Raw genomic sequence first — 17629 nt, forward strand, 5'->3', positions numbered from 1 at the left:
AAGGTGATCGTTGAGCTCAGCGCACGCGCACGTAAGTGCCCGGTGCCGCTTCCATCGGTGGGTAATTCTGGTTGCCCAGGGCGGTGAGGGTTTCGCGTTGTACGCCGGAACGCTGTTGGATCCACTCCAGCCAACGCGGCCACCAGCTGCCTTCGATGTGGTTGGCGTCGTAATACCAGGCGCGTGGGTCGCTGCTCAGCTTGAGGTTTTCGACGTAGTTGGCCTTGGGGTTGCCCGGCGGGTTGAGAATGCTCTGGATATGCCCGCTGTTGGACAGCACGAAGCGCCGCTCGCCGCCCAGCAACTGAGTGGAGCGATACACCGCATCCCACGGCGTGATGTGGTCGTTGATGCCGGCCACGCTGAAACTGTCCACCGTGACCTTCTGCAAATCGATGGGCGTGCCACACACTTCCAGGCCGCCGGGATGGCTCAGTGGGTTGTGCTTGAAGAAGTCCAGCAGGTCGCCGTGCAAGGCGGCGGGCAGGCGCGTGTTGTCGTTGTTCCAGTACAGGATGTCGAAGGCCGGTGGTTCCTTGCCCAGCAGGTAATTGTTGATCCAGTAGTTCCAGATCAGGTCATTGGGGCGCATCCAGGCAAACACCTTGGCCATGTCGCGGCCGTCGAGCACGCCTTGCTGGTAGGAGCGACGCTTGGCGGCTTCCAGGGTCTGCTCGTCGGCGAACAGGGTGGCGGGGCTGTCGATCTGGCTGTCCAGCAGGCTCACCAGGTAACTTGCGCTGGAGATGCGGCGCAGCTGGCGCTTGGCCTGTAGGTGGCCTTGCAGCGCGGCGATGGTCAGGCCGCCGGCGCAGGCGCCCATCAGGTTGACCTCGCGGGCGCCGCTGATCGCGCGACAGACGTTGAGTGCTTCCTCCAGCGCGGCTACATAGGTGGAAAGGCCCCATTCGCGATGCCGCACATCCGGATTGCGCCAGCTGACCATGAAGGTCTGCAGGCCGTTTTTCAGGGCGTACTGCACAAAGCTGTTGGCCGGGCTCAGGTCGAAAATGTAGAACTTGTTGATTTGCGGCGGCACGACCAGCAGCGGCTTGGCGTACTGTTTTTCGCTCATGGGCTTGTACTGGATCAGCTCCAGCAGCTCATTGCGAAACACCACCGAACCGGGGGTGGTGGCGACCGTCTTGCCCACTTCGAAGGCGTGCTTGCTCACCTGGCGCGGCAGGCCATTGTTGTGCAGCAGGTCTTCGACCAGGTTGGTCACCCCACGCACCACGCTGTTGCCGCCGGAGTTGAGCAGCTCCTTGATCGCCAACGGATTGAGCAGGGTGTTGGAGGGCGAGACCGCATCGTTGAGCAATGAGAAGGCAAAGTGCGCACGGGCCCGGTCATCGTCGCTGAGGGTGCTGTCATCGATCCAGTGACGGGTCTGCTTCTGCCAGCTCAGATAGGCCTGCAGGCTGCGGCGGTACAGGGGGTTTAGCTTCCAGGTGGGGTCGTTGAAGCGGCTGTCGTTGGGGTTGGGTTCGTGCACGGTTTCACCGAGCAGTACGCGGCCCAGTTGCCCGCTCAGCGCCCAGGCATGCCGAACGGTATGCACCGGGTTGCGCAGGCCATGGGCAGCCACGCTGCGCAGCGTCGACAGCAAATCCCGGCCGCGCAGGCCGGTGATCGCATTTTGCGCGTTGATGAACGCGGCGGGGGTGGGCGCCGGGTTCGTCACGGGTCTTTCTCGCATGAGCCAACACTCCTTCGTCAAGCCATCAAACAGGCACGCCAATTCAGAACCATAGTCGGTTCCTGGCAAGTTGCGCGGCGGTGTGGTCCTTACACAGCCGGTCGCGGATGAATCACCGCGCGCATGCGCTCCTCTTCAAGAAACTTCATGATGATCGGCGCCACGGCTTCGGCCCGGGTGATCAGGAACAGGTGGCCGTCATCGATGATGTGCAACTGTGCATTGGGAATGCGCCAGGCGAGCATGCGCATGTTGATCAGCGGGATCAGCGGGTCATCGTCCCCCGCCAGCACCAGGGTGGGCTGGCGGATCTTGTGCAGCCAGTGGATGCTGGTCCAGCCCAACCCGGCGAACAGTTGCCAGTAGTAGCCGAGCTTGCCGGCCGAGCGCACTTTGCTGGCGTGTTCGGCGGCCAGTTTCGAATCGCGGCGGAACGAACCGCCGTAGATCATCGGCGCGATGCGCACCACGTGGGACGGCTGGATGTAGCGGCGCGGGCTGGCCATCAGCCACAGCACTTTTGGCTTGCCCGGCACCATCACTGCACCCGCCGCCGTGGCTGCGAGGATCAACTTTTTGCACCGCTCCGGGTAGTCATAGGCAAACTGCTGCGCCAGCGCGCCGCCCCAGGACACGCCAACCGCATTCACCTGGCCATAGTCCAGGTAATCGAGCATACGCGCGGTGAGTTTGGCCAAACCGGGAAAGCGGTACGGTCGATTGGGTGTCGACGAGCCGCCCACGCCGGGCACATCGAAGGCGATCACTTCCAGGTCCGGGTCCAGCGCCTGGACGAACGGAAACACCAACTCAAGGTTGGCGCCGATGCCATTGAAGATCAGCAGCGGCGTCAAGTGAGGCTTGCCCGGGCGTACCGCCGTGCGGATGGTCTGGCCATCCAGGTCGATGGTACGGAAGATGAACGGTTGCGGCATGCTCAAACCCTGTGAAGTGTTACAGCCGGAATGCGGTCAATGTGGGAGGGGGCAAGCCCCTTCCCACATTTGAATGCATTTCAATTTAGCGTTCGTGTACGTAGGTGCCGGGCGCCGCCTCTGCTGCGGCGTAGGTTTTGTTACCCAAACTCGTCGGCGCCTTCTTCAACTTGCCCGCTCGCTCCGCCTGCCATGCCTGCCAATGCAGCCACCACGAATCCGTATGCTTGGTCGCATTCTCCTGCCACTCAAGCGGCTTGCCCGCCAGGCCATCGCTGGTCTGGTAGCGCGCCTTGGGGTTGCCCGGCGGGTTGAGGATGCTCTGGATATGCCCGCTGCTCGACAGCACGAACTCGACCTTGCCACCAAACAGCTGCGCCGACTTGTAGCAGGATTGCCACGGCGTAATGTGATCGTTGGTGCCCGCCAATGAATAGATATCGGCAGTGACCTGCTTCAGGTCGATGGGCGTGCCGCACACTTCCAGTGCGTTGGCGCGCACCAGTGGGTTGTTCTTGAACAGTTCGATCAGATCGCCGTGGAACGCCGCCGGCAAGCGCGTGGTGTCATTGTTCCAGAACAGGATGTCGAACACCGGCGGCTCGTTGCCCAGCAGGTAGTTGTTCACCCAGTAGTTCCAGATCAGGTCATTGGGGCGCATCCAGGCGAACACCTTGGCCATGTCGCGGCCTTCGAGCACGCCGGCCTGGTAGGAATGGCGCTTGGCCGCCTCCAGGGTCTGCTCGTCGACGAACAGCGCCACCTGGGTGTCCAGCGTGGTGTCCAGCACGCTCACCAGCAGGGTCAGGGCGTTGACCTTCTTCTCCCCCAGCGCCGCGTAGTGGCCCAAGAGGGCGGTGCAGGTGATGCCGCCGGAGCAGGCGCCGAGCATATTCACGTCTTTGCTGCCGGTGATCGCGGTGACCACATCGACGGCTTCTTTCAGCGCTTCGATATAGGTCGACAGGCCCCACTCGCGCTGCGCCTTGGTCGGGTTGCGCCAGCTGACGATGAACGTCTGCTGGCCGTTGCGCAGGCAAAAGCGCGCCAGGCTCTTCTCCGGGCTCAGGTCGAATACATAGAATTTGTTGATCTGCGGCGGCACCACCAGCAGCGGGCGTTCGTGCACCTGTTCGGTGATCGGCTTGTACTGGATCAACTCCAGCACGTCATTGCGAAACACCACCGCGCCTTCGGTGGTGCCCAGGGTCTTGCCCACTTCAAAGGCGCCCATGTTGACCTGGCTGGGCATGCCGCCGTTGTGCACCATGTCCTTGGCCAGGTGGGACAGGCCGTCGAGCAGGCTCTTGCCGCCGGTTTCAAAGAAACGCTTGACCGCCGCCGGGTTGGCCGCGCTGTTGGTGGGGGCCATGGCTTCGGTCATCAGGTTGATCACGAAGTGGCCACGGCTGATGTCCTGTTCCGACAGGTTGCTGTCGTCGATCCAGTCGTGCAGTTCCTTGCGCCACGCCAGGTAGGTTTGCAGGTAGCGCTTGTAGAGTGGGTTCTGGCTCCAGGCCGGGTCGGTGAAACGACGGTCATCGCTTTCCGGCACCAGCGCGGATTTGCCAAACATCACATTCTTCAGCTCGACGCCAAAATGGGCGACGTGCTTGACGCTGTGCAACGGTTGCTTGATGGCTTGGGTCAGCACCATCTTCGCCGAGGCGAGTAAATCCTTTTTACGTAACGCGATGATCGGGTTGAGCCCCAGAGTGTTTTCCGAGGCCTGGCGTTTCAAGTCATCGTTGTTCTTGTTACTCATCTACGACGCTCCATTGTCCGAAAGACGAGTACCGGGGACCGCTGCGCACCCAGTTTCGATACACAACACAAGCCTGGTACTGCGACTCGGGTGACCGTTGATACCACATCGTCAAATGCAGGGAACTTGCCAGTTCCATTGGTTACCCGAGTTTAATTTTTTTCGCAAGCGGGCCAATCGTTGGCCACGCGACAGGGCATTCAAGCAGATGAAATTAGAAAATGCGCTCTAAAGAGCAAGACGCCTGAGCTAGAGCATCAGCCGTACGACCGACTCGCTCGGGTCGCGGGTTTTGCCAGCGGCTTTGAGTTCGGCAAGATAGTCGGCCCACAGCGCGTCCTGACGCACGGCCAACTGATAGAGGTAGTCCCAGGTGAACAGTCCACTGTCATGCCCGTCGTCGAAGGTCAATTTCAGTGCGTACTGGCCGGCCGGTTCGATCTTGATCAGCTTCACGTTGAGCTTGCCGAATTGCAGGATAGGTTTGCCGTGGCCCTGGACCTCGGCGGAAGGCGAGTGGGTGCGCAACAGTTCGGCAGGGAGTTGGTACACTTCGTCGGGCCCGTAGGTGAGGCCGAGGGTGTTGGAGGTTTTGTGCAGGTTTACAGCAGTGGGAAACTTCGACATTGGCAATAATCCTGATGGAACCGGCCTCAAAATGTGGGAGGGGGCTTGCCCCCGATGGCAGTGTGTCAGTCAGCATATATCTGTCTGATAGACCGCTATCGGGGGCAAGCCCCCTCCCACATTGAAGCGAAGCGATTCTGTGTGAGGCTTACAGAATATAGCGCGACAAGTCTTCGTTTTGCGCCAATTCGCCCAAGTGGCTGTTGACGTAAGCCGTGTCGATCTTGATCACTTCGCCATTCTGCGCACCGGCCAGGTCGCCGGCACTGAAAGACACTTCCTCCAGCAGCCGCTCCAGCAAGGTGTGCAGGCGACGGGCACCGATGTTCTCGGTCTTCTCGTTGACCTGCCAGGCGATCTCCGCCAGGCGCTTGATGCCGTCTGGCTGGAACTCGATGCCCAAGCCTTCGGTTTTCAGCAGTTCACGGTACTGCTCGGTGAGCGAGGCGTGCGGCTCGCTGAGGATGCGTTCGAAGTCGCCCGGGGTCAGCGCCTTCAACTCCACGCGAATCGGCAGGCGGCCTTGCAGCTCCGGCACCAGGTCGCTTGGCTTGCTCAGGTGGAACGCACCGGAGGCGATAAACAGGATGTGGTCGGTCTTGACCATGCCCAGCTTGGTGTTCACGGTGCAACCTTCGATCAGCGGCAGCAGGTCGCGCTGTACGCCTTCACGGGACACATCGACGCCGCCGGAGTTACCGCGCTTGGCCACCTTGTCGATCTCGTCGATAAACACGATGCCATGCTGCTCGACCGCCTCCAGGGCCTTGGCCTTGAGTTCTTCCTCATTCACCAGGCGCCCGGCTTCTTCGTCGCGCACCAGTTTCAGCGCTTCCTTCACCTTGAGCTTGCGGCTTTTCTTCTTGCCCTTGCCCATGTTGGCGAACAGGTTCTGCAACTGGCTGGTCATCTCTTCCATGCCAGGCGGGGCAGAGATGTCGACGCCGGACACTTCGGCGACTTCGATCTCGATTTCCTTGTCGTCCAGCTGGCCTTCACGCAGGCGCTTGCGGAACAGCTGGCGGGTGTTGGAGTCCGAGGCCGGTGCGGCTTCTTCGTTGAAGCCCATGCGTGCCGGTGGCAGCAAGGCGTCGAGGATGCGTTCTTCGGCGGCGTCTTCGGCGCGATGGCTGACCTTGGTCATTTCCTGTTCGCGCAGCATTTTCAGGGCTGCGTCTGCCAGGTCACGAATGATCGACTCGACGTCACGGCCCACATAGCCTACTTCGGTGAACTTGGTGGCTTCTACCTTGATGAACGGCGCGTTGGCCAGTTTGGCCAGGCGACGTGCGATCTCGGTTTTGCCGACGCCGGTCGGGCCGATCATCAGGATGTTCTTTGGCGTTACTTCAACGCGCAGTTCTTCGGGCAGTTGCATCCGGCGCCAGCGGTTACGCAGCGCGATGGCTACGGCGCGCTTGGCATCGTCCTGGCCGATGATATGGCGGTTGAGTTCATGGACGATTTCGCGGGGAGTCATGGACATAATGTTTGGCGGCCTCAAGCGGGAATAAGCCTACGGCTTACTCGGCGAGGTCCTGCTCCTCAATGGTGAAGTTGTGGTTGGTGAACACGCAGATATCGCCGGCGATGCCCAGGGCAGTCTCGACGATTTCGCGGGCCGACAGGTCGGTTTTCTTCAACAGTGCGCTGGCTGCCGCCTGGGCGTAGCCACCGCCGGAACCCATGGCGATCAGGCCATGTTCGGGCTCAACCACATCGCCGTTGCCGGTGATGATCAGGGACGCGTCTTTGTTGGCGACGGCCAGCATGGCTTCCAGGCGGCTGAGGGAGCGGTCGGTGCGCCATTCTTTGGCGAGTTCGACTGCGGCGCGCACGAGGTGGCCCTGGTGTTTTTCCAATTGGCCTTCGAAACGTTCGAAAAGGGTGAAGGCGTCGGCGGTAGCGCCGGCAAAGCCCGCGAGAACCTGGCCGTGGTACAGGCGACGCACTTTCTTGGCGTTGCCTTTCATCACGGTATTGCCCAGGGAAACCTGGCCGTCGCCGCCCATGACGACTTTGCCGTGGCGACGTACTGAAACGATGGTGGTCAAGGGGAGAGTCTCCACGCAGCGGGGCGAAAATGCCCTGATGCAAACTCATATGGGGGTGGCGGAGGGGATTTCAACCATAGGGGGTTATGGCGGACGAGTGGTGCTCAAGGGTCTGACACACATTCCACAGCGCTGCAAAACCAAATGTGGGAGGGGACAGGCCCCGTCCCACATTTGATCCAGGTTGGCTGAAGGTCAGCGGCTCTGGCGTTGTTGTAACAACAGGTTGCTAAAACCCGCGCCGGCCAATTGCTTTTGCGCCACGGTCAGCTGTTCACGGTTGCTGAACGGTCCTACCAGTACGCGATACCAGGTCGCATCCTTCACAGTGCCGGACTCCACCGTCACCGACTGGCCCAGCAGAATGATTTGCGCCCGCACGCGGTCCGCATCCGCCTGTTTGGGGAACGAGCCCGCTTGCAGGAAGAACTTGGTCACTGGCGCGGCCTTGGTCTCGGCCACCGGCGGTGCTGGCGGCGGGGTGATCCCGGCCAATGCGGCCTGGGCGCGCGCTGTGTCGATTTTAGCGGCCTCCGCCGGGGTGACCGGGGTGGTTGGCACTTGCGGCGTCGGCAGGGTTTTCTCCGGCACGGCGTCCGGCGGCACGATCACTTCCGATTCGGGCAACAGCGTGTAGAAGTCGTACTTCGGCTTTACCGGAGCGGTCGGGCTCGGCGCAGTCTTGTTGGCTTCGGCCATTTTCGTGGCCTTCTGTTGCTCCTGCTTGACCCGTTTGACGTCATCGCCCTTGCCCGGATCAAGTTTCATCAGGAATACGATAAACGCGCCGACGGTGAGGCCGATCGCCATCCACAACCAGCCCGGGATCGGCTTCTTCGCCGGGGCCTGATAGCGGCTGGCGCCGCGCTTGGGTGCAGGTTTTTTCTTGGCAGCCAACTTACATACGCTCCAGTGTTTCCAGGCCCAACAGTTCCAGGCCTTGCTTGAGGGTCCGTCCAGCCAGGGCGGCGAGGCGCAGGCGGCTTTGCTTCTGGGCTTCGTCGTCGGCAGTCAGGATCGGGCAGTTCTCGTAGAAGCTGGAGAACAGGCCGGCGACTTCGTACAGGTAGGTGCACAGGATGTGCGGCGTGCCTTTTTCGCCGACGCTGTTCAGCACTTCGCCGAATTGTGCCAGCTTGGCGGCCAGTTCCTGCTCGTGCGGGGCGTCCAGCACGATGTGCCCTTCAACTTCGCTGAAGTCCTTGCCCAGCTTGCGGAACACGCCGGCCACGCGGGTGTAGGCGTAAAGCAGGTACGGTGCGGTGTTGCCTTCGAAGTTGAGCATCAGCTCGAAGTTGAAGCTGTAGTCGCTGGTGCGGTGCTTGGACAGGTCGGCGTATTTCACCGCACCAATGCCTACCACGCGGGCGATGTTGCGCAGGTCGGCCTCGGCCAGTTCCGGGTTCTTTTCCTTCACCAGGTTGTAGGCACGTTCCTGGGCTTCGGTCAGCAGGTCGATCAGCTTCACGGTGCCGCCGTCACGGGTCTTGAACGGGCGGCCATCGGCGCCGTTCATGGTGCCGAAGCCCATGTGTTCCATGTGCATCGGGTGGGTGACGAAGCCCGCGCGGCGTGCCACTTCGAACACCTGCTGGAAGTGCAGGGCCTGGCGCTGGTCGACGAAATACAGCGCACGGTCGGCCTTGAGCACCCCACTGCGGTAGCGCACGGCCGCCAGGTCGGTGGTGGCATACAGGTAGCCGCCATCGGCCTTGACGATGATCACCGGCAGCGGCTCGCCGTCGGCGGTCTTGAATTCTTCGAGGAACACGCATTGCGCGCCGTTGCTCTCCACCAGCAGGCCCTGGGCCTTGAGGTCGTTGACCACGTTGATCAGGTCGTCGTTGTAGGCGCTTTCGCCCATCACGTCGGCCATGGTCAGCTTGACGTTGAGCAGATCGTAGATTTCCTGGCAGTGCGACAGCGAGATCTCACGGAAACGGTTCCACAGCGCCAGGCATTCCTCGTCACCGGCTTGCAGTTTGACCACCAGGCCACGGGCGCGGTCGGCGAACTCTTCGGATTCGTCGAAGCGCTTCTTGGCGGCGCGGTAGAAGTTTTCCAGGTCCGACAGCTCGTTGCTGGTGATCGGGTTTTCTTGCAGGTAAGCCATCAGCATGCCGAACTGGGTGCCCCAGTCGCCCACGTGGTTCTGACGGATCACGCTGTCGCCGAGGAACTCCAGCACCCGCGCCACGCCATCGCCGATGATGGTGGAGCGCAGGTGGCCCACGTGCATCTCTTTGGCCAGGTTCGGTGCCGACAGGTCGATGACCACGCGCTGCAGCGGGCCGGCCTTGAGCACGCCGATCCTGGCGTCGGCCAGGGCTGCATCCAGGCGCGAAGCCAGGGCCTGGGTATTCTGGAAGAAGTTGATAAAACCGGGGCCGGCGATTTCGGCCTTGGTGACGCTTTCGTCGGCCGGCAGCGCGGCGATGATTTTTTCCGCCAGGTCGCGCGGTTTCATGCCGGCCGGCTTGGACAGCATCATCGCAATGTTGCTGGCGAAGTCACCGTGGGTCTTGTCGCGGGTGTTTTCCACCTGGATCGCCGGCGACAGGCCTTCAGGCAACACACCTTCGTTGACGAGTTGGGTGAGGGCTTGTTGGATCAGCTGGCGAATGGTGTCTTTCATGGTGTTCTCTTTCGACCGCAAGCGGCGGCGCGCGATGCGCAGGTGGAAAAACTGGGCATTATCCGTGGCGAGGGCGGGCTTGCCAACCTTCGCGGGACCTGTGGCCAGGGTTAATACAAATCTACCGGGTCTACGTCCAACGACCATCGCACTTGCCGGCCGCTGGGCATTTGCTCCAGGGCAAGCAACCAGCTACTTAATAGCCGATGCAGCGGTGCGCGGGAGGTTGCCTGCAAGAGTAGCTGAGCGCGATAACGCCCGGCGCGGCGCTCCATGGGCGCAGGCACCGGGCCGAGCAGTTCGATGCCGCTCAGACCCAGTTCACCAAGCAAACGTTCGGCTGCGCTGCACGCTTCATCCAGGAAACCTTCGGCCTGCCCCGGCTTGTGCGCTTCGGCGCGTAGCAGTGCCAGGTGGGAAAACGGCGGCAGGCCGGCGGCGCGACGTTCGCTCAGGGCCTGTTCGGCGAAGGCGAAGTAGCCTTGCTCGGTGAGCTGGATCAGCAGCGGATGGTCGGCCAGGTGCGTCTGGATAATCACTCGGCCTGGCTCCTCGGCACGCCCTGCGCGGCCCGCAACCTGCACGATCAACTGCGCCATGCGCTCGCTGGCACGGAAATCCCCGGAGAACAGCCCACCGTCCGCATCCAGGATCGACACCAGGGTCACCCGTGGAAAGTGATGCCCCTTGGCAAGCATCTGCGTGCCGATGAGGATGCACGGCTGGCCTTTCTGGATGGTGGCGAACAGCTGGTTCATCGCGTCTTTGCGCGACGTGCTGTCACGGTCGACCCGCAGCACCGGGTAATCCGGGAATAGGATGCCCAGGCGTTCCTCGGCGCGCTCGGTGCCTGCGCCTACCGGTCGCAGGTCGACTTTGCCGCACTGCGGGCAATGGCGCGGCACCCGCTCCACATGGCCGCAGTGATGGCAGCGCAGTTCGCCGTGGCGCTGGTGCACCGTCATGCGCGCGTCGCAGCGCTCGCACTCGGACATCCAGCCGCAGTCATGGCACAGCAGCGTCGGCGCAAAGCCGCGCCGATTGAGGAACACCAGCACCTGCTGACCAGCGGCGAGGGTCTGGCCGATGGCTTGTTGCATTGGCCCGGAAATACCGCTGTCCAGCGGGCGGCTTTTGACGTCCAGGCGCAGGAAACGTGGTTGCTTGGCGCCGCCCGCCCGTTCGTTGAGGCGCAAGAGGCCGTAACGGCCGGTGTAGGCGTTGTGCAGGCTTTCCAGGGACGGTGTGGCCGAGCCCAGCACAATCGGGATGTCTTCCTGGCGAGCGCGCACCAGCGCCAGGTCGCGGGCGTGGTAGCGCAGGCCTTCCTGCTGTTTATAGGAGCCGTCGTGTTCCTCGTCGATGATGATCAGCCCGGGGTTTTTCATCGGGGTGAACAGCGCCGAACGGGTGCCGATAATAATGTCGGCCTCGCCATCCCGCGCTGCCAGCCAGGACTCCAGGCGCTCGCGGTCGTTGACCGCCGAATGCACCAGCGCGATACGCGCATTGAAACGCTGCTCGAAGCGCGCCAGGGTCTGCGGGCCGAGGTTGATCTCGGGGATCAGCACCAGCGCCTGTTTGCCGGCTTGCAGGGTTTCGCGGATCAACTGCAAATAGACTTCGGTCTTGCCGCTGCCCGTGACGCCGGCCAGCAGGAAAGCGTGGAAGCTGTCGAAGCCTGCGCGGATCGCTTCGTAGGCGGCGCGTTGCTCGGGGTTCAGCGGCAATTCCGGCTGGGCCAGCCAGTGTTCGTGGCGGGCGTCAGGGGCGTGCTTGCGGATTTCCACCTGTACCAGGCCTTTGGCAAGCAGCAGGTCGAGGCTGTCTTTGCTCAGCATCAGCTTGCTCAGCAGTTGATGAGCCACGCCATGGGGATGCTGCGCCAGCGTGGCCAGTGCTTCACGTTGGCGTGGGGCACGGGCGATGCGCGGGTCGTCGAGGCGCGCGCCGGGCACCATCGACCAGAAGCGCTCCTGACGCGCTTCGGCCAGTTCGCCCTGGCGCAGCAGCACCGGCAAGGCCCAGCTCAACGTATCGCCCAGGCTGTGCTGGTAATACTGAGCGGTCCACAGGCACAGCTTGAACAGCGCGGGTGGCAGTGGAGGGGTGGTGTCGAGGATGGCCAGCGCGGGCTTGAGTTTTTCGGCCGGCACTTCGCTGTGGTCGGTGACTTCAACCAGAATGCCGATCATCTCACGCCGCCCGAACGGCACACGCACACGCATGCCCGGTTGCAACTGCGCCCGCAGTACGCCGGCCGGCGCCCGGTAATCGAACAGGCGGCGCAGGGGCGAAGGCAGGGCGAGGCGCAGAATGGCGTCGGGCACGCGAGGAGTCTCATATAAAGGCAGGCGGTGGCGCAGGGGCGGGAGCCTAGCAGAGCCGGGAGGGCTTGGGTATGCCACGGTTTTCTGATGAAAGGAGGTTTTCAGCCAGATGTGCAGCTTGCGTGATTGAAAAGGTCTGGTAGAATCCGCGGCCTAATTACGTGCGGTATTCGACAATAGTGTCGAGTGGCGGCACGCTAGCCCGAGGAAGTGCCATGAAAGCCGATATCCATCCAGCGTACGAAACCATCGAAGTCACCTGCAGCTGCGGCAACAAGTTCGAAACCCGTTCGAACCTGTGCAAGCCACTGGGTACTGACGTATGCAACGAGTGCCACCCGTTCTACACCGGTAAGCAGAAAACTCTGGACACCGGCGGCCGTGTACAGCGCTTCGCAGATCGCTTTGGTGCTTTCGGCAAGAAGCCTGCTGCTACTCCAGCAGAGTAAGGCTCAAAAGCCTTATGGGCTTTTGCCAGCTGTTGAAAAAGGCGTCCCGTGTGGGCGCCTTTTTTGTGCCTGGGATTTGGCTTTCAGTCGCCCAGGCCGACGTGTTTTGCCCCGCGCCGTCCGCCTTGGCCCGGGTGGAGGTGCAACGCGTGGTGGATGGCGACACCGTGCGCCTCAAGGATGGCCGCAGTGTGCGGATGATCGGTCTCAATGCCCCGGAAACCGGCAAGCAAGGCCGCTCCGACGAGCCCTACGCCGTTGCGGCCCGCCAGCGTTTGCAGGTGTTGGTTGAGGCCAGTGGCGGCCGGGTTGGCTTGGTGCCGGGGCGCGAGAGCAAGGACCGCTACGGCCGTACCTTGGCCCACCTCTACAGCGCTGATGGAAAGAATCTTGAGGCGCAACTGCTGGCCGAAGGCCTGGGGTTTCAGGTGGGGGTCGCGCCCAATGTCGATCTTGTCGCTTGCCAGACAGCTGCGCAGGACAGCGCCCGTGACGCGCGTTTGGGCGTATGGCAGCAGTCACCCGTGCAAAGCGTGGCGCAACTCAAGCAGTCCGGCTTCGCCCTGGTCAGCGGCCGAGTGAGCAAGGTCGAACGCAATCGTGGTGGAATCTGGATCGAGTTGCAGGGTTCACTGGTATTACGCATTGCACCCGAACTCGCCCGCCGGTTCGACTCCGTATTGCTCAGTGGTCTGCAAGGCAGGGCAGTCGAGGCCCGTGGCTGGGTGCAGGATCGATCCAGACGGGGTGGCCGGAAAAACGGCCAGGCACGTTGGTTGCTGCCGCTGACCGACCCCAGCATGCTCAAATCGGCTGATTAATAAAAAATTGTAGACATTTTTTTATTCGATTGTGAACAGTTAACCCCTTGTATCCCGTGGCCTTAGGCCAAAGTACGGCGCTTTGGGGCCTTGACACCTGTGACTACCCAGTCTTGTAGGGACTTTGCGACACGCGTATCCTCGGCGGTCCGTCGACCAACAGTAAAAGCGGAATGCCGATATGTCTGATTTGAAAACTGCCGCTCTCGAATATCATGCCCATCCTCGTCCAGGAAAGCTGAGTGTAGAGCTCACCAAGGCCACTGCCACCGCCCGCGACCTGTCGCTGGCCTACAGCCCTGGTGTTGCCGAGCCCGTACGTGAAATCGCCCGCGACCCCGAACTGGCGTACAAGTACACCGGCAAAGGCAACCTGGTTGCAGTGATTTCCGATGGCACCGCGATTCTCGGCCTGGGCAACCTCGGTCCATTGGCCTCCAAGCCAGTCATGGAAGGCAAGGGCGTGCTGTTCAAGCGCTTTGCCGGCATCGACGTTTTCGACATCGAAGTCGACTCCGAAAGCCCGCAGGCTTTCATCGACACGGTCAAGCGCATTTCCATCACCTTCGGTGGCATCAACCTGGAAGACATCAAGGCACCTGAGTGCTTCGAGATCGAAAAGGCCCTGATCGAACAGTGCGACATTCCGGTATTCCACGATGACCAGCACGGCACCGCGATCGTAACCGCGGCCGGCATGATCAACGCCCTGGAAATCGCTGGCAAGACCCTGGCTGACGCGCAGATCGTCTGCCTGGGCGCCGGCGCTGCGGCCATCTCCTGCATGAAGTTGCTGGTGAGCATGGGCGCCAAGCTGGAAAACATCTTCATGGTCGACAGCAAGGGCGTGGTCCAGTCCGAGCGTACCGACCTGAACCAGTACAAGGCGATGTTTGCCCACGCCACCGACAAGCGTACCCTGGCTGACGCCCTCGACGGTGCAGACGTGTTCGTCGGCCTGTCCGGCCCGAACCTGCTGAGCGCCGAAGGCCTCAAGTCCATGGCGGCCAACCCGATCGTGTTCGCCTGCTCCAACCCGGACCCGGAGATCTCGCCGGAACTGGCTCACGCCACCCGCAGCGACGTGATCATGGCCACCGGCCGTTCGGACTACCCGAACCAGGTCAACAACGTACTGGGCTTCCCGTTCATCTTCCGTGGCGCCCTGGATGTTCGCGCCAAGCGCATCAACGAAGAGATGAAAGTGGCTGCCGCCAATGCCCTGCGTGAACTGGCCAAGCTGCCGGTGCCTCAGGACGTGTGCGACGCCTACGGTGGCGCCAAGCTGGAATTCGGTCGTGAGTACATCATCCCGAAACCAATGGACAAGCGCCTGATCACCCTGATCTCCGATGCCGTGGCCAAGGCCGCCATCGAGACCGGCGTGGCCACCCTGCCGTATCCGAAGCACTACCCGCTGAAAAGCGTGGATGATGTGTTCAACGGCTAAGCCGTTGTAGCGCACCAACAGAAAGCCCCGGCTCTTGCGAGTCGGGGCTTTTTTGTGGCGATTCACTTGGGCCTTGTGGAGACCCAAGTGTGGGAGCGGGCTTGCCCGCGATAGCGATGGATCAATCAGCTCATGTGGCGCCTGACACACCGCAATCGCGAGCAAGCCCGCTCCCACATTGAATCTGTTTCAGGCCATAAATCTCACTAGAACAGATCGATCGGCGCCGCCTCATCCGCCGGCAGCGGGCTACCCGGTGCAACGCCATTGCCCAGCTCGTTGACCGACGGCGGCGTGTCTTCGCTCTTGAACAGTTCGAAGTACGCGTTCGGCGTGCTTGGCGAAGCTGCACGGCCACTGATCGGGTCGATGCGCAGGCTGAGGATGCCTTCCGGCTCCGGCTGGGTGTGCGGCGGCTTGTCCTTCAAGGCTGCGCCCATGTAGCTCATCCAGATCGGCAGCGCGACGGTGCCACCGAACTCGCGGCGACCCAGGCTTTCCGGCTGGTCATAGCCGGTCCACACGGTGGTCACGTAGTCGGCGTTGTAGCCGGAGAACCAGGCGTCCTTGGATTCGTTGGTGGTACCGGTCTTGCCGGCGATGTCCGGCCGGTTCAGCGCCAGGGCGCGGCGGCCGGTCCCCTTCTTGATCACATCTTCCAGGATGCTGTTGAGAATATAAGTGGTACGGCCGTCGACAATACGCTCGGCAACTGCCGGCGCCTGTGGCTCCGCCGGGGTACCGTTGGCGGCCTGCGTCGTGCCTGGGGTTGGCTCGATGGTGATGCCGCCATTGCTTGGCGCTGCCAGGCCATCCGTCGCTGCCACGCCGTTGACCACGTCACCGGGCACGCGTGGTGGGTTGGCGGTGAACAGGGTTTCGCCGTTGCGGCTTTCGATCTTGTCGATCAGGTACGGTGTGATCTTGTAGCCGCCGTTGGCAAAGGTGCTCCAGCCGGTGGCGATTTCCATCGGTGTGAGGGTCGCGGTGCCCAGGGCGAGGGACAGGTTGGGCGGCAGGTCTGACTTGGCGAAACCGAAGCGCGTCATGTAATCGATGGTCTTGCCCACGCCCATTGCCTGCAGCAAGCGGATCGACACCAGGTTACGCGACTTGTACAGCGCTTCGCGGATGCGGATCGGGCCAAGGAAGGTGTTGGTGTCGTTCTTCGGGCGCCAGACCTTGTCCAGGTACTCGTCGACAAACACGATGGGTGCATCGTTGACCAGGCTGGCGGCGGTGTAGCCGTTGTCCAGCGCGGCGCTGTAGATGAACGGCTTGAAGCTCGAGCCCGGTTGGCGTTTGGCCTGGGTCGCGCGGTTGTAGTTGCTCTGCTCGAACGCGAAGCCACCGACCAGGGCACGGATTGCACCGTTCTGCGGGTCCAGCGACACCAGTGCGCCCTGGGCCAGCGGCACCTGGCTGAACTTGAGGCTGTCGTCCTTCTGGCGTTGTACGCGGATCAAATCGCCCACCTGCGCCACGTCCGACGGTTGCTTGGGCATCGGGCCCATGCTGTTGGTGTTCAGGAACGGGCGCGCCCACTTCATGCTGTCCCATGCCACATGGGCTTCGCCGGTGCGGGTCAGGACCTGCACGCCATCTTTTTTCACCTGGGTGACGATGGCCGGCTCCAGGCCGCTGATCGCACGTTGTTTGCCCAACTCGGTGGTCCACGCGCTCAGGGTCTTGCCCGGCAGGCGTGATTCGGGGCCACGGTAGCCGTGACGCTGGTCATAGGTGATCAGGCCGGAATGCACCGAATTATTGGCGATATCCTGCAAGTCGCTCGGCACGGTGGTGGTCACGCGGAAACCTTCGGTATACGCCTCGCTGCCGTAGCGGCCGACCATCTCGGCGCGCGCCATTTCGGCGATGTAAGGGGCGTTCACTTCCGGCGTCGGCACGTGGTAGCTGGCATTCAACGGCTCGGCGATGGCGCTTTCGTAAGCGGCCTGGTCGATCTTGCCCAGCTTGTACATGCGCCCCAGGATCCAGTCGCGGCGCTCTTTGCTGCGCGCCGGGTTGGCCAGGGGGTTGAAGCGTGAGGGCGCCTTGGGCAGGCCGGCGATCATGGCCATCTGCGCCAGGCTGGCGTCACGGATGGACTTGCCATAGTAGACCTGCGAGGCCGCCTCGATCCCGTAGGCGCGGTTGCCCAGGTAAATCTTGTTCACGTACAGCTCAAGGATCTCATCCTTGGTCAACTGGCGTTCGATTTGCAGTGCCAGGAGGATCTCGGTGGCCTTGCGCGAAAAGCTGCGCTCGCTGGTCAGGAAGAAGTTCTTCGCCACCTGCATGGTGATGGTGCTGCCGCCGGATTGAATGTGTCCGCTTTTTACCAATTGCGTGGCCGCACGCACCAGGCTGCTGGGGTCGACGCCATAGTGGTTGGCAAAATTATCGTCCTCAGCCGAGAGCAGGGCGCTGATGAAATTGGGTGGAATATCGGCAAAACGGATCGGTGTGCGGCGCATTTCGCCGAACTCCGCGATCAGTTTTTCATCGCTGCTGTAGACCCGCAAAGGAATCTGCAACTGGATACTTCTGAGAGCCTCTACGGAGGGCAAACCCGGACTAAGGTAGAGGTAGGCCCCGCTGAGCACGAGCAGCAGCCCGCAAACGATGGCGACAATGGAGTACCCGAAAAACTTCAGCAGACGAATCAAGGCTTTTGGATTTCCAGAGAAAAGAATGGGTTAGGCGTCGGGGCTTGCATGGCAATCGATGGATCGACCCGAGCTGCAGATAAAAAGCGGCAAAAAACGCTGGGCATTAAAGCATTTTTCGACTTGGGGCGTCATTCGCACCTGCTCAACAAGTCGACCGAATGCATGGCGCCCGGCGGCAATCAGGCGGTATGA

General features: G+C 61.9%; 14 protein-coding genes. 4 read left to right on the plus strand and 10 right to left on the minus strand.

The annotated features are described in order from the left end of the window. Nucleotides 1–16: 16 nt before the first annotated feature. The 9 genes from phaC (AC3WP7_RS08480) to AC3WP7_RS08520 form a co-directional block, all read right to left on the minus strand. Nucleotides 17–1699 carry a class II poly(R)-hydroxyalkanoic acid synthase gene (phaC, locus tag AC3WP7_RS08480; RefSeq protein WP_102591513.1) on the minus strand — a complete coding sequence of 561 codons (1683 nt, stop codon included), beginning with the start codon at nucleotides 1697–1699 and terminating at the stop codon, nucleotides 17–19. An 89-nt stretch (nucleotides 1700–1788) separates the two neighbouring features. Beyond that, nucleotides 1789–2634 carry a poly(3-hydroxyalkanoate) depolymerase gene (phaZ, locus tag AC3WP7_RS08485; protein ID WP_016979176.1) on the minus strand — a complete coding sequence of 282 codons (846 nt, stop codon included), beginning with the start codon at nucleotides 2632–2634 and terminating at the stop codon, nucleotides 1789–1791. 85 nt (nucleotides 2635–2719) lie between these two features. Continuing rightward, complete coding sequence (phaC, locus tag AC3WP7_RS08490) at nucleotides 2720–4399, minus strand: class II poly(R)-hydroxyalkanoic acid synthase (protein WP_102591514.1); 1680 nt, start codon at nucleotides 4397–4399, stop codon at nucleotides 2720–2722. A 249-nt stretch (nucleotides 4400–4648) separates the two neighbouring features. Next, entirely contained in the window at nucleotides 4649–5026 is a 378-nt protein-coding gene (locus tag AC3WP7_RS08495; protein ID WP_071492374.1) for a gamma-butyrobetaine hydroxylase family protein, read from the minus strand. 148 nt (nucleotides 5027–5174) lie between these two features. Continuing rightward, on the minus strand, nucleotides 5175–6512 hold the full coding sequence (gene hslU, locus AC3WP7_RS08500; RefSeq protein WP_092246392.1) for an ATP-dependent protease ATPase subunit HslU: 1338 nt from the start codon (nucleotides 6510–6512) through the stop codon (nucleotides 5175–5177). Nucleotides 6513–6549: 37 nt separating this feature from the next. After that, nucleotides 6550–7080, minus strand: a complete 531-nt coding sequence (gene hslV / locus AC3WP7_RS08505) for an ATP-dependent protease subunit HslV (RefSeq protein WP_010563201.1) — start codon at nucleotides 7078–7080, stop codon at nucleotides 6550–6552. Nucleotides 7081–7275: 195 nt separating this feature from the next. After that, complete coding sequence (locus AC3WP7_RS08510) at nucleotides 7276–7977, minus strand: SPOR domain-containing protein (protein ID WP_025858692.1); 702 nt, start codon at nucleotides 7975–7977, stop codon at nucleotides 7276–7278. Nucleotide 7978: 1 nt separating this feature from the next. Beyond that, nucleotides 7979–9715 (minus strand): arginine--tRNA ligase, encoded by a 1737-nt coding sequence (gene argS / locus AC3WP7_RS08515; RefSeq protein WP_092246395.1) that lies wholly within the window; start codon nucleotides 9713–9715, stop codon nucleotides 7979–7981. A gap of 110 nt (nucleotides 9716–9825) precedes the next feature. Beyond that, nucleotides 9826–12045 (minus strand): primosomal protein N', encoded by a 2220-nt coding sequence (locus tag AC3WP7_RS08520; protein ID WP_092246398.1) that lies wholly within the window; start codon nucleotides 12043–12045, stop codon nucleotides 9826–9828. Nucleotides 12046–12260: 215 nt separating this feature from the next. Between AC3WP7_RS08520 and rpmE the strand changes: the two genes are divergently transcribed. From rpmE to AC3WP7_RS08535, 3 genes are all read left to right on the plus strand, one after another. After that, on the plus strand, nucleotides 12261–12494 hold the full coding sequence (gene rpmE, locus AC3WP7_RS08525) for a 50S ribosomal protein L31 (protein ID WP_005784030.1): 234 nt from the start codon (nucleotides 12261–12263) through the stop codon (nucleotides 12492–12494). 14 nt (nucleotides 12495–12508) lie between these two features. Next, entirely contained in the window at nucleotides 12509–13315 is an 807-nt protein-coding gene (locus tag AC3WP7_RS08530; RefSeq protein ID WP_102591515.1) for a thermonuclease family protein, read from the plus strand. A gap of 181 nt (nucleotides 13316–13496) precedes the next feature. After that, nucleotides 13497–14765, plus strand: a complete 1269-nt coding sequence (locus AC3WP7_RS08535) for a malic enzyme-like NAD(P)-binding protein (RefSeq protein WP_071492370.1) — start codon at nucleotides 13497–13499, stop codon at nucleotides 14763–14765. A 206-nt stretch (nucleotides 14766–14971) separates the two neighbouring features. Here the strand turns inward: AC3WP7_RS08535 and AC3WP7_RS08540 are convergent, their stop codons facing one another. Beyond that, nucleotides 14972–17431, minus strand: coding sequence for a penicillin-binding protein 1A (locus AC3WP7_RS08540; protein ID WP_371914370.1), 2460 nt, complete (start codon nucleotides 17429–17431; stop codon nucleotides 14972–14974). A gap of 51 nt (nucleotides 17432–17482) precedes the next feature. On the opposite strand from AC3WP7_RS08540, the gene AC3WP7_RS08545 reads away from it, so the two are divergent. Next, the gene (locus AC3WP7_RS08545) at nucleotides 17483–17629 is read left to right on the plus strand and encodes a hypothetical protein (protein WP_156682174.1); all 147 of its coding nucleotides are present in this window, start codon (nucleotides 17483–17485) and stop codon (nucleotides 17627–17629) included.

Source organism: Pseudomonas sp. FW305-3-2-15-C-LB1, assembly GCF_058787615.1.